Source organism: Streptomyces sp. SID12501, from assembly GCF_010550245.1.
In the GTDB taxonomy this organism is placed as follows: Bacteria; Actinomycetota; Actinomycetes; order Streptomycetales; family Streptomycetaceae; genus Streptomyces.
Genome location: NZ_JAAGLU010000005.1, coordinates 154535 through 165936 on the forward strand (window position 1 = coordinate 154535; position 11402 = coordinate 165936).

The 11402-nt window shown below is 65.8% G+C and carries 10 protein-coding genes and 1 pseudogene; 2 read left to right on the forward strand and 9 right to left on the reverse strand.

The annotated features are described in order from the left end of the window. The first annotated feature begins 135 nt into the window (after positions 1 to 135). The gene (locus G3I71_RS52630; RefSeq protein WP_343242887.1) at positions 136 to 264 is read left to right on the forward strand and encodes a DUF397 domain-containing protein; all 129 of its coding nucleotides are present in this window, start codon (positions 136 to 138) and stop codon (positions 262 to 264) included. A 60-nt stretch (positions 265 to 324) separates the two neighbouring features. Here G3I71_RS52630 and G3I71_RS07340 read toward each other — a convergent pair whose 3' ends face one another. From G3I71_RS07340 to G3I71_RS07360, 5 genes and pseudogenes are all read right to left on the reverse strand, one after another. Continuing rightward, positions 325 to 1530, reverse strand: a complete 1206-nt coding sequence (locus G3I71_RS07340; RefSeq protein ID WP_164313095.1) for a restriction endonuclease subunit S — start codon at positions 1528 to 1530, stop codon at positions 325 to 327. Beyond that, positions 1523 to 4141 (reverse strand): class I SAM-dependent DNA methyltransferase, encoded by a 2619-nt coding sequence (locus tag G3I71_RS07345; RefSeq protein WP_164313096.1) that lies wholly within the window; start codon positions 4139 to 4141, stop codon positions 1523 to 1525. Before G3I71_RS07345 ends, G3I71_RS07340 begins: the two co-directional genes overlap by 8 nt. Before the next feature lie 97 nt (positions 4142 to 4238). After that, complete coding sequence (locus G3I71_RS07350; RefSeq protein WP_164313097.1) at positions 4239 to 4919, reverse strand: RloB family protein; 681 nt, start codon at positions 4917 to 4919, stop codon at positions 4239 to 4241. Continuing rightward, positions 4919 to 6196: an ATP-binding protein gene (locus G3I71_RS07355; protein WP_164313098.1), complete on the reverse strand. Its 1278-nt coding sequence runs from the start codon at positions 6194 to 6196 to the stop codon at positions 4919 to 4921. Before G3I71_RS07355 ends, G3I71_RS07350 begins: the two co-directional genes overlap by 1 nt. 118 nt (positions 6197 to 6314) lie before the next feature. Further along, positions 6315 to 6497, reverse strand: a pseudogene (locus tag G3I71_RS07360) (thiamine pyrophosphate-binding protein); the annotation flags it as partial. A gap of 86 nt (positions 6498 to 6583) precedes the next feature. On the opposite strand from G3I71_RS07360, the gene G3I71_RS07365 reads away from it, so the two are divergent. Beyond that, the gene (locus G3I71_RS07365) at positions 6584 to 6760 is read left to right on the forward strand and encodes a cold-shock protein (RefSeq protein ID WP_164313099.1); all 177 of its coding nucleotides are present in this window, start codon (positions 6584 to 6586) and stop codon (positions 6758 to 6760) included. A 97-nt stretch (positions 6761 to 6857) separates the two neighbouring features. Here G3I71_RS07365 and G3I71_RS07370 read toward each other — a convergent pair whose 3' ends face one another. From G3I71_RS07370 to G3I71_RS07385, 4 genes are all read right to left on the reverse strand, one after another. After that, a complete protein-coding gene (locus tag G3I71_RS07370; RefSeq protein WP_239148987.1) occupies positions 6858 to 7277 on the reverse strand; it encodes a hypothetical protein in 420 nt (139 codons plus the stop codon). 655 nt (positions 7278 to 7932) lie between these two features. Further along, complete coding sequence (locus tag G3I71_RS07375) at positions 7933 to 8229, reverse strand: DUF3349 domain-containing protein (RefSeq protein WP_164313100.1); 297 nt, start codon at positions 8227 to 8229, stop codon at positions 7933 to 7935. Then, positions 8226 to 8753, reverse strand: coding sequence for a DUF1308 domain-containing protein (locus G3I71_RS07380; protein WP_164313101.1), 528 nt, complete (start codon positions 8751 to 8753; stop codon positions 8226 to 8228). Before G3I71_RS07380 ends, G3I71_RS07375 begins: the two co-directional genes overlap by 4 nt. 176 nt (positions 8754 to 8929) lie before the next feature. Further along, complete coding sequence (locus G3I71_RS07385; RefSeq protein WP_239148988.1) at positions 8930 to 11317, reverse strand: LamG-like jellyroll fold domain-containing protein; 2388 nt, start codon at positions 11315 to 11317, stop codon at positions 8930 to 8932. Positions 11318 to 11402: the final 85 nt, after the last annotated feature.

An 11402-nucleotide genomic window follows, 5' to 3' on the forward strand; every position in this document is an offset into this window, starting at 1 on the left:
TGGGCACATGCGCCGGACGACAGTGAAGGACTACGAACACGATGACTGACCGAACCATCCTGAACGCAGCGATGCTGAACGGCTGGCGAAAATCCTCACTACAGCGGCAATGAGGACGGCAGTCGCCTGGAGGTCCTGGGCAACCACCCCGAAGATGTCTCTGCCCGCGACTCCAAGACGCCTCATGGGTCCACACTGATCTTCCCGCCGATTATCTGGACATCGTTCGTTGCAAGGGTCAAGAATGGAAGCCTCACCGCCTAACCGCTCCACACCACGATTCGTCCGGCCCTCGCACCACTGCGAGGCCCGGGCGTCGTTCGCTTAGACCGCCACAGCAGATACCACAACCCGCCCCGACAACAGGTCATCCATAAACCCCTGCTTGAGTCGACGCAGCTTTGAAAGCTCTGCGACCTCCGTTAGTCTCTGGTCTTCCACGGCATCGAGCGATTCAACGATACGTCGCTGCGCAGCCACCGGAATCAACGGGAACAACAGTGCCCCGAACCTGCTCCCACCCAGGTGCGAGATGCTCGTCTTCTCCGCGATCCCTGCGAACACTGCATTCATGCGCCACCAGACAAAAACCGCCTGCGCGAACTCAGGAACGACAGCCGGGCCGGGCCGGAACCGAATCAGCGTGTTCTGAAAACCGAATTCGCCAGGCGCGCCGTCGTACAGCGCACTTCGCCCCACCATCATCAGGTTCTCCTGTCCTTCGTTCAGCAGGATGTCACCTGACATGAGCCCATACGTGTCGCGCTCCGCAGCCGAGAAGGCCATGGCGTTCACGTCCGAGTAGTCGATACGCCCCTCGTACACATTCGCAACCCGGAGGTAGGGCCATTGCCCCGCACCCATCCGGCTCGCCGGTGAGAGCTGCTTACCCATGCGGACTTCACCGAGATCACGCACGGGCGCCCATTCGGGCTGAATCCGACTCATGGAATCCAGCAACGCCCCTTGCCGCACACTCTGCAGCTTGGCGATCGATGCCTCGACTCCCCGCTCCAATGCACTGAAATTTTCGATCACTTCAACGATCCGCCGCTGTTCCGCCAGATCGGCTGGATGCACGACGAGATGTTCCGCAAACTTGTCCTGCGGCAGGTGCGCGATACTCGTCTGCCCCACCGAATCCGTGAACATCTGCCAACGCGCCGCATAGTTCATGTAATGCAGCATGTACCGGGGATCGATCTGCCCACGGGACCTCAAACGGTGTAGCGACTTCTGGAAGTAGCATTCGTCGCGCTCTCCCTGCCAAATCGCCGTCCGCCCGACCTCTCCTCCCTCCGTAACTAGCAGATCGCCTTGACCCAGACGAAATTTCTCACGCTCAGCCGAGCTGAAGCTCATATAGTTCAGCGCTTCAAAATCGATCCTATTCCACTGAACGTTCTTGTTGGTCAGATACTGCCGCTGCTCAAGCCCCGCCGATGCTTCTTTGCTAAGCATCTTGCCGAGCTGCATATCGAAGAGGTCACCAACTCTGCTCCACGTCCACCCGGGGGCCAGCTCACGCATAACCCAGCTCCTTCAAGAACCCGTCCAGCTCACTGGCCAGCCGTTCCCGCCCCGCCCGAATCTCTCCCAACGACACCGCGTACTTCCGCTCCCACGTCTCATAAGACGCCGCCAACTCCCGCTGCCACCGCACCACATGGCCATCCAGCTTCGCCGCCAGGTCGTCCCGCAACAAGTCGAGCACCACCCGACGCTTCCCCTCCGCGTCCAACTCCTCCCGCGCCCGGAACAACCACGGCGGCTCCTCCCCCAGTGTCGGCGGGTTGCTCGGATACGGATACCGGTGGAAGTCCGCCTCAAGGCGTTTGATGTCCGCACCCGCCTTCGCGCGCGCCTTCTTCACCTTGGCCAGCTCAGTCGTAAGCTCGGCCAACTCCTCGATACTCAGAGCGACTTCCTCCGACTCAACCTCACCATCGGACGGGTCACCGTCGGCCTCCGGCTCCTCCCCGCCCTCGGAAAGCCGCGCACCCAGCTCCTTGAACCGCGCGTCGGCCTCCGCCTTGCGCGCATCTGCCTCCGCCAGCTCCTCCAGGAACCGCGGAGCAATGGCGGCGACCACCTTGTGGTCGTACGCCTGCCGCCGCTCCGCAGCTGACCTCGTACGCAACTTCTTTGTCCGCGCGTCCTGTTCAGGTGCAAGCATGGTGTCGACGTTCTCGACCCAGCCGTCGACCACACCCCCGAACCCGTTCTCCGACAGTGCGAGCAAGTCGTACTTGGCGTCGTACCACCAACCCGCGACCGCCCCGGCCAACGCATACCGGTCCAGCAACCCGACCCGACCCAGCCGTTGCCCGAACGCCTCCATCAACTGCCCCCGCACCGCCATCAACGCGGCCTTGCGCTCGGAGGACGTGGACGAAGCAAGAGCTTCAGGTGTGGCCGCCACCGCCTCCAACCGGCGGGCAGCCTCTTCCTCCCACCACTTACCGAACTCCGCCCGCAACGCCTCCTCTCGAGGCTGGGCCAGCTCCCCCAACTCGGGACGGCCACCCGCCGACTCGTCCCGGAAGTCCACATACGCGGGGTCCGCCGGCTCCCGCTCCACGAACAGATCGGTCATCCCGATCCCGTACGAGTCGAGCAGCGGCTTCTTCGCCTCGATCTCCGCACGCGGGACGCCGCCCACCAGATGCGCCCGAACGTCCTGCGGCTCGGGCGGCGGCGTGTTGTCGACGTACCGGCGGATGTTGAGGTTGTCGTCGTTCAGGGCGAGTTCCTCGCGGGTCACGATCCGCGAGAAGCCGGGTACCTCCGCGTACGCGTGGAACGTCGAGACGATCTTTTCGGCGTGCTCGGGCAGCAGCACGTTCTGCGCCCGCTCCGAGTGGAACTCCCGGTCGGCGTTGATGAACAGCACCTTCCCGTCCCGCGCCGGGTCCTTCCGCCCCGGCGGGCGCAGCACCAGGATGCACGCCGGGATACCGGTCCCGTAGAAGAGATTCGGCGCGAGACCGATGACCGCCTCGATGGCATCCTCCTCCAACAGCGCGGTGCGAATGGCCTGTTCACCACCCCCACGGAACAGCACTCCATGAGGCATGACCGTGATCACCATGCCGCCACGAGCGCTGTCCCGCTTGGCCTCCCACAGCATGTGCTGGAGGAACATCAGGTCGGCCTTGCCACGCTCGCTCGTCTTCCCGTACTTGGCACGCTCAGCCGGATGTGCCAGGTCGGCGAGGACGTAGTCCAAGGAGAACGGCGGATTGCTGAGCACCCCGTCGAACCGGTCCTCGTCCGAGCGCGGAACGTGCGCCGGCTGCGAGAGCGTGTCCCCGGTGGCCAGGTCGAAGCGGCGTACCCCGTGCAGGACCATGTTCATCGTCGACATGATCCAGGACCCGGAGTTGGCGTCCTGTCCGGCGAAGAACATCGACGACGTGTCGCCGCCATGCTCCTCCACGTACTCCGCCGCGTGGATGAGCATGCCGCCCGAGCCGACACACGGGTCGTAGATCCTCATGTCCTCGGTGGGGGCGAGGAGTTCGACCATCATGCGGACCACGGCGCGCGGGGTGTAGAACTCGCCGCCCTTGCGTCCGGCCGTGTCCGCGAACTCCTTGATCAGGTACTCGTACGCGGCACCGATCAGGTCGGGGAACTCGAAGTCCTCCGTACGCAGCCGGATCCGACCGAAGTGCGCGATGAGGAGCTTGAGGCGCTGGTCGGCAAGCTTCGCCGCGCCGGACGCGGCGCCCGAGCCGCCGATGCGGTTGAAGTCGAGGTGGTCGAAGAGGCCCTTGAGCTTGGTGTTCTGCCTCTCAAGTGCCTGCAGCGCGGGACGCAGGGTCATCTCGTTGATGTTGTGGGTGGCGGCGGAGACCTCGTCCCAACGGGCCTCCCCCGGCACGTACAGGACATCGCGCTTGCGGTACGGCCCCGCCTGCTCCAGGTAGCCGGGAAGGTCTTCGTCGCTGAGCTTCAGCTCCTCGACCGCGTACTCCCTGAGCTTGTCCCTCGCCGCCTCGAACTCGTCGTTGGCGCGCTTCAGGAAGAGCAGCCCGAAGATGTAGTCCTTGTATTCGGAAGCGTCCATCGCGCCGCGCAGGATGTCCGCGGCGGCCCACAGATGCCGTTCGAGCTGGGCGAGCGTGAGCTTGGCCATGTACTACGACTCCCTACGGCCCGACCTGAGATGACGGAGAGACCCTATTGCCCGGCCGGGGTCATACCGAAATCAGCGCGCAGTCGCGGCCGACGGGTCAGTACGAGTCGATGTGCAGCGCCTTCTCCACGAACTCGTGCACGTCCGTGTACGGGTCCCTGTCCCACCTGTCCACATGCGCCGCATGCTGGTTGTTCATCCGTTCGGCGTTCTTCCGCGCCGCCTTGTAGCGGCCCAGGACCTGGTCCGGCAGGACGACCTTGGGAGTCTTGGCGTCCTGGGAGCCACGCTGGAACGGGAGCCGGTCGGCCACCCCGCCGCACACCCCGGCGAACGAGCCGCTGACCGGCTTGTAGTGGGCGAGGCGCCACACCTCGAAGCACGGATGCGAGAAGGCGACTCCGATGCCCGCCCTCTCCGCCTGCTCCAGCGCATCGCGAACGTACTTGTAGTTGTCATGGTCGAAGAGGCACCAGACTTCAGGCAGGTACTTCGCGTCCAGTTTGGCCCGCTTCGCCTTGCGGTCCTCTTCGCGCTTCAGCTTGATCGCCTGCTCGACGAGGTCGAGCGGCTTGCGCCCACTGTCCGCCCTGCGGTTGGCGATGTGCATCTCCACCGGGACCTCGCCGGCGAGTGGGACGCCCTGGTCCTTGAGGATGTCGAGATACGAGGGCTCGGTCACCTTTCCCTCGGTGAAGACGAAGATCTGGCGCCTGCGCTGTCCACCCGGTCGGGCCGGACGCTCCCACGAGTCCTTGCCCTTCTGCGCCCGCCCCATCAGTCGCGCCCCGCCCGGTCCGCTCGATCGCCCGTCTCGTCGTACGTGCCGGCCTCACGCGCCATCAACAGCCGGCGCGCGATCTGCCCTTCCAGAAGGGCCGGAACCCCGCCGAAGGCCCCCGCGAGGTACGACTGCGTGAGGTCCTCGTCCTCGCCCGGCTCCACATCGGTGAGCGGATACAGCTCGGTCGCCCCGTCCTTGTCCTTCTGCGTCAGCCACACCTGTCCGGGGTCGAGGAGCCGTTCGCCGCTCGGGGTGGTGAGCACCGTCGCATCATGCGACGTGAAGACCAGCTGGGCGCCCTTGGGATTCGCGTGCGGGTCGTGGAAGAGCCGGACGACCTCAGCCGCGAAGCGGGAGTGGAGGCTCGCGTCGAGTTCGTCGACGAGCAGGACCGCGCCTTCGTCGAGGGCGAGGAGCAGAGGGCCGAGGAGCGCGAACCAGGAGCGCGTGCCGTAGGACTCCTCCTGCCAGTCGAAGGACACGTCCCCGGCAGCCGAACGGTGCGTCAGCTTCACCGCGTCCTGGCCCGGGCCGTCCTGGACGACCGTCGCTCCGGTGATGCCGAGGTCGGCGACTCTCAACAGTTCCTGGATCCTGGTGGCCCTCGGACCGGACAGTTCCTTCGTGGTGTAGCGGGCGCGCTCGTCCCGCTCGGTCTCCGGGCTGATCATCCAGAAGTTGCGGCGGAACCAGTGGAAGAGCGGAGAGAGCTGCGGGTGGTTGTCCGTGCCGGCCGTGGAGAGCAGCAGTGCGTTGGGCCGTGTACGCCGTACGAGCTGGGCCCGGTCCCTGACACGTCCGCCGGGCCACTTGAAGACATCCGGCCGGGAGGCGTCGCGGTCGAGCCATTCCTGACGGCGCCCGAGCGGGTAGCTGTGCAGCCATTCGGACTCGACTCGGGTGGCGCCGAGCTCGAAGCCGTACGTCCAACGGACCGAGTCGATGACGACGTCGACCTCGAAAAAGGAGGGTTCGCTCTCGCTCTTGGGATTCAGGGCGAAGACCTGGCGCGGGATGCCGTCGTAAGAGGCCCAGCGCGCGTAGGAGTTGAGGACCGCGTTGCGCATGTCCGTCATGGCGGTCAGCACATTCGACTTACCGGAGGCGTTGGCCCCGAAGATGCCGACCAGCGGGAGTACGGAGATGGATCCGCCGCCTGCGAGATCCATCGGATTCGCCGACCCGCCCTGTTCGTCACCAGGCGCGACGAAGGACAGCTCCTGCTCGTCTCGCAGGGACCGTACGTTCGCGACGCGGAACCTCAGCAGCACGCTGTCCTCCTCTCCGGGCTCAGGGTAATGGCCGCATCTGACATCGGCTCGGCCGGGGATGCCCGCAGCCTCACGGAACATATCCCGTACAGGTCACCGAGAACCGCTGATCGGGTGATCAGTCCGAGTCCGGATGCGTCGCCGCGAACAGCCGCAGTACCGCCGGAAGCACCACCACACACGGCCTCGGCTCCGCCAACGCCTTCGCGAGGTCCGTCGCCAGCGTCTCCGCCCACGTCCGCATCCCCGGCTCCCCGAACGACTCCGCCAGCGCCACGAAATCCGGCCGCGTCAGCTCCGTTTCCCACGAGCACGCAGCTTCCCAAGCTGAGGTGCCAGGTGCCAGGTGCCAGGTGCGTCGGCGCAGAGAGCCGTAGGGTTCCGTCCATGGTGACTGCGACTGTCCGCGAGTGGTACGACGAGGAAGGGTGGGGCGTTCTCGACTCCCCCGAGACCCCCGGTGGCTGCTTCGGCCACTACGCCGAGATCCAGGCGACCGGCTTCCGCACGCTTTCGCCCGGACAGCAGGTCGACCTCACATGGGAAGCCCTTGGCTTCAAGTAGGACGGGTACGACTACCGCGCGGTGAACATCGTGCCTCGGCCTGCCTGACAGCGCTCCCACCGGCCCCGAAGTGCCGCAGTTTCCCGAGCTGAGGGCACTACCTGGCAACAGATCGTTGCGCAGGCCCAGTCCGGAGGCGACGGCTCAGCCAGACATACGCAGCCATGGCCAACGAGCCGCGCGCCATGAAGTCGGCCCACAGGGGAAGGATTTGGGCAGCGTGGCCTGCCCCCAGAGCTCCCCACAGAACAACGGCCGTGAGCACACCCGCCACCGCCAGGACGAGCACGTAACTGACGCCGGCCGTACGGTTCCGACCAAGCCAGGTACCCAGCAGTCCCGAAGGGATCTGCACCGCCACGTGGAAGCTCACGCAGCCGAACACGACCGCCAGGAAGATCATGAAAGGCGGCACGTCCGCCGGAGGATCACTGGCCGGAGCCGCCCCGTAGGCGTCCAGAACCCAGCCCGGTGGCACAAGGAAGGTGAGCAGCAGCAGCGCTCCACTCAGATGCATGGCAGCGAGGTGTTCTGCCGCTCGGCGAAGCACCGCCTTCGTACGCCTCGTTGTAGACGTCGACTCAAGGTCTCCTACCCTCATGGTCCCCCCTCGGCATCTCGTGCACTCTGCCTCACCGCAACACCGGTAGCACCGCACGTCGTACCACTCCTGCCACACCCGCCTGCCTCGGTTTCCGTCTCGTCCGGCCCGGTTCACGGCCGTTCGGCCGAGACTCGAAGCCGCCCATGAACTCAGGTGAACACCCCCGTACGCAGCCCAACACCCCACCACCACAGTGGGAAAGCGTGCGCAGCACACTCCAGGGGCATCGCGTGTCACCATCGGGTGGAGGGCCCGCGATGAGCTTCGCGGCACGTGCGGCGTAGTGAGGGAATCGTGGCAGCACTGACCTGGGGCGTCGTGGGCATAGGAGCCCTTTTGTCGTAGCCGCTGCATACTGGCGCTTCGTCGAGCAGGAACGGATACGTCTGGGTGAGGCTCCCCATCAGACCCATCTCGGCCTCGGTCACCTCACCACCGACAACTGTTCCCTCACTCTCAATGGGTGCGAGTTGAGGATCCCTTGGGAGTCGCGACCTCGGTATCCAGAGCGCCCCGGCGTCGTCCGCCGGGGCCACTCGATCACGTTCGTGTCCTCGGAGGCGAGACCTCAGTCCTCGTCATCCTCCAGGTGCCACCCTCTCTCGACGATCTCCTCCTTCAGTTTCTCCACCTGCTCAACAGACGGTTTCCTGATGGAGAGCGCCGCTGCCGCCTGGTTGCGAGCCACATGCCGGTCGAGCCCGAAGGCGGCTTCCACCACCACACCGAGATTTCGCTCCGACAGGAGGTCCGAGAGGATCACGAGCAACGGCCCGTAGTTTTCGTCGTCCTCCTGGATCCCGTCAGGGAATACCTGTCGGAGCTGGTCCACGACTTCGGCGAGGTGGGGTTCGAGATTCGTCATTTTCCAATCCACGACGCTGGTGCGTGCACGATCGCGTTGAACGATACGCCTTGGATTCCGGCGGCTCTCACGAATTTGGCATCGGCGGTGAAGATCGGAATACCCATCGCATCGGCTGTTCCGAAGATCTGGATGTCCTCGGCCCCGACCCTCTTACTGGGTTTGAGCGCGGCGGCATGGCCGAGGACATCGACCTTGGCGCGGGCCGGCACAGCCGCCTGGGCGGACCGGGCAGACCCGGTGCTGCTCATGGGTCGGCCGATACGGACCGGAAGTGAACCGGCCTGCCGCTTGGCGGACTTGGCCGATACGTCGGGCAGGAGCACGGTGGCACTGCCAGGCCTGGGCCAGGTGGCCTTGGGCCGCAGCGGACTGCCGTACCCCTTCAGGTGTCTGAGCGAGGCCGCCGGGGTATCCGCCTCGACCACCGGGGTGGAGACGACGTCCTGGGTTTTCGGGCGCCGCTGCTCCCGGGTTTCGTCGGCGTCGTCGCCGAACGCGGGCGTGCCCTGGAGCAGGGTCACCGCCAGTGCGGATGCCGCCGTTACAGAGACGACTTTCGCCCACCTGTAAGGCTTATGTCTATTTGATGCGCGCACGCGCGCTCCCCTCCCGTGTGATGTGGATCGTGCCCGGGTGCCCGACGAGTTCGGGCACCCGGCGCTCAGGCCTTGGTCAGAGGACCTGTTGGGCAGTTCCGCTAGTTGTTCGCGAGCCGGTAGATCTCGGTACCGGAGAGGAGTCCGGGGACGAGGCGTACGTCGTCGATGTCACCGGTGAAGTAGTCGGACCACTCCGCGCCGTACTTGGCGCGGCCGATACCGAGGCCCTTGGTGGCGTTCCAGACGTCGGTGACGGCCGCGCTGCCCTGCTCCTCCCCGTCGACGAAGAGGGTGAATTTCCGGGCCACCGGGTCGTAGGCCCCGGCGAGATGGGTCCACTTGTTGACGGTGGCGGGCCGCTCACCGGCGGCCATGGCGCGCACGAGGTCGGAGCCCGCCGCGTCGGAGACATGGCGGCCGAAGATCCAGCGCTTGTATGCAGTCGAGTAGTAGAGGTTGAAGCCATTGCCCTGCTCCCCGGCCTGGCTGAGCACCGAGATGTTCTTCGCGAGCGAGGTGGGGCGGACCCACACCGACACGGTGAACGCCTGACCGGTGTGGACGGACGAGACCGCGGTGGCGTGGTCACTGGTGCCGTTGAAGCGCAGCGCCTTGTCGGCCACGTTGGCTGCGGACTGGTTGCCGGCCACCCAGTCGGCGCCCTTGATCGTCAGCTCACGATCGTGGCCGGACGAGTCCGGGGCGGTGGCACCGGAAGTCTGATCAAGGCCATAGACGGCGGCGGCGCAGGTGTCGGCGAGGACGTCGGCACAGGCGCGGTCCGAGACGAAGAAGTACTTCTCCAACGGGCCGCGGTTGCCGGCCCGGTCGACGCTGCGCACGTAGAGGACGTTCGGACCGAAGACGGACGGGGCAACCGCGATCTCCGCTTCGCCGCCGAGGGACTTCGGGACGGCCTTGCGAGTGGGGGTGTCGCTGCCGAGGTCCCACTCGTAGTACTCGACGTCGTTCTTGAAGACGGAGTCCGAGTTTCCGTTCGCCGTGACCTTGAAGTGCCGGGTGCGGCCCACAGGCAGATCGGCTTCCTCGGGCACGACCTCGACGTGCGGCTTGGCGTCGGGGCGCTCCACGTCCACCACGAACTCGCACCAGTCGGACCAGTCGGAGTAGCCGGAGGCCTCGAGCTTGCCCTTGGAGCCGTCGTAGGTCTGGGCACGCCACTTGTAGCCGTCGCCGTGCTTCAGCTCCTTGACCGGGATGTTCTCCTCGAAGACGCCTTCGTTCTGCGGCCCGTCCTTGCCCTCGTACACCTTGGGCAGGTCGCTTTTCTGGTTCCACACCTGGAAAGTGGCGGTGAGGTTCTGGCCGGTGCCGTCGGTGTACGAGTCGGCGTCGGTTCCGGTGACCGCCATGGTCGGGGTCGCGTCACGGATCCAGGGGCGCTTGCTGTTGTCCGTGGTGCAGGTCTTCTCTTCCGGGCTGCTCAGCCGCTCGTTGTACGGCTTGCCAGGGGTGGTGTTGTACGTGAGGACGAGCTTGGCGTTGTCGCCCCGGAACCGCTTCCAGGAGTTGGCGTCGTCCTCGTCGGCGGCGCGCAGCGAGAAGGCGATCGGGTCCTCGGCTGCGGCCTTCTTACGAACGCTGGAGGTGAGGTTCTCGTTGGTCTCGTCGGGGTTGTCCTGGAAATCGACCCAGCTGGCGGGTGCGTCGGGACTGCAGCTGTCGCCACGCCCGTAGGCCACCTTGCGGTCGACCATCAGGTCGCCGTCCTTGGGCTTGTTGTTCCAGTTGGTGGCCGAGTCGACACCGCCCTCGGCGACCATGTGCAGGTTGACGGTGCTTTTCTCGCAAGAGAAGGAGAAGGTCTCGTAGACCTCGAAGACCGCCTTGGAGATAGTGCGGTTCTTCCAGCCGTTGGTGGAGAACTGGAAGTACATCCGGTTCGTGTACGGCGATGTGCTGCACACGTAGTAGGTGCCGCCGATGCTCTTGTACGAGCACCGGCCGACGCCTTCGTCGTCCTTGAACTTGTGGAATTCGGTGCTGGGGTGAGCGCTGGAAACGTACAGCCACTCGCTCTTCGACATGCCGGCCTCCGGGTCGATGTAGACCGGGAAGTCGGTGTCGGCGGCGGCCAGGAGCGAGGGGTCCGGCTCGACGCTTACCGCGGACGCGGAAACGTCGAGGGCCATGTCGGCGACCTTGGCCCCGGCGCCGGGCGCGTCCTGGACCGTCCGGGCCGTGACGTCGGCGCCCGAAGCCGGAACGGCGTCGGCCGACAGATCCACCGGAGCAGCGCCGGCGGTCGCGGCGAAGGTGGAGGAGTCCCACATCTTGGGGGCCTGACCACCGAAGACCCGGATGCCGGAGGCGTCCACCGCCTGAAGTCCGCCGGTCGGGCCGGTGCCCAGCGTCAGCCCCTCGGACCGTACGGGCAGCCGCAGTTCGGCGAGCTCCGGGTTGCGGGCCGCCTCCGCTCCCCCGGAACTCTCCCCAGAGCTCCCTCGTGAATTCCTGCACCCCAACGCATGGGGCCAACATGGTCTTTTGGACCGTAAGGGGCGAGCGGGATTCAGGGAACCCTGATTAATTCAGGACAATGAGGCGAGT

What these genes read in the sequence shown, in the direction of transcription:
- G3I71_RS07340 (WP_164313095.1), bottom strand. Translation starts at nt 1,530, where the DNA reads ATGCGTGAGCTGGCCCCCGGGTGGACGTGGAGCAGAGTTGGTGACCTC.
- G3I71_RS07345 (WP_164313096.1), bottom strand. Translation starts at nt 4,141, where the DNA reads ATGGCCAAGCTCACGCTCGCCCAGCTCGAACGGCATCTGTGGGCCGCC.
- G3I71_RS07350 (WP_164313097.1), bottom strand. Translation starts at nt 4,919, where the DNA reads ATGGGGCGGGCGCAGAAGGGCAAGGACTCGTGGGAGCGTCCGGCCCGA.
- G3I71_RS07365 (WP_164313099.1), top strand. Translation starts at nt 6,584, where the DNA reads ATGGTGACTGCGACTGTCCGCGAGTGGTACGACGAGGAAGGGTGGGGC.
- G3I71_RS07370 (WP_239148987.1), bottom strand. Translation starts at nt 7,277, where the DNA reads ATGCATCTGAGTGGAGCGCTGCTGCTGCTCACCTTCCTTGTGCCACCG.
- G3I71_RS07375 (WP_164313100.1), bottom strand. Translation starts at nt 8,229, where the DNA reads ATGACGAATCTCGAACCCCACCTCGCCGAAGTCGTGGACCAGCTCCGA.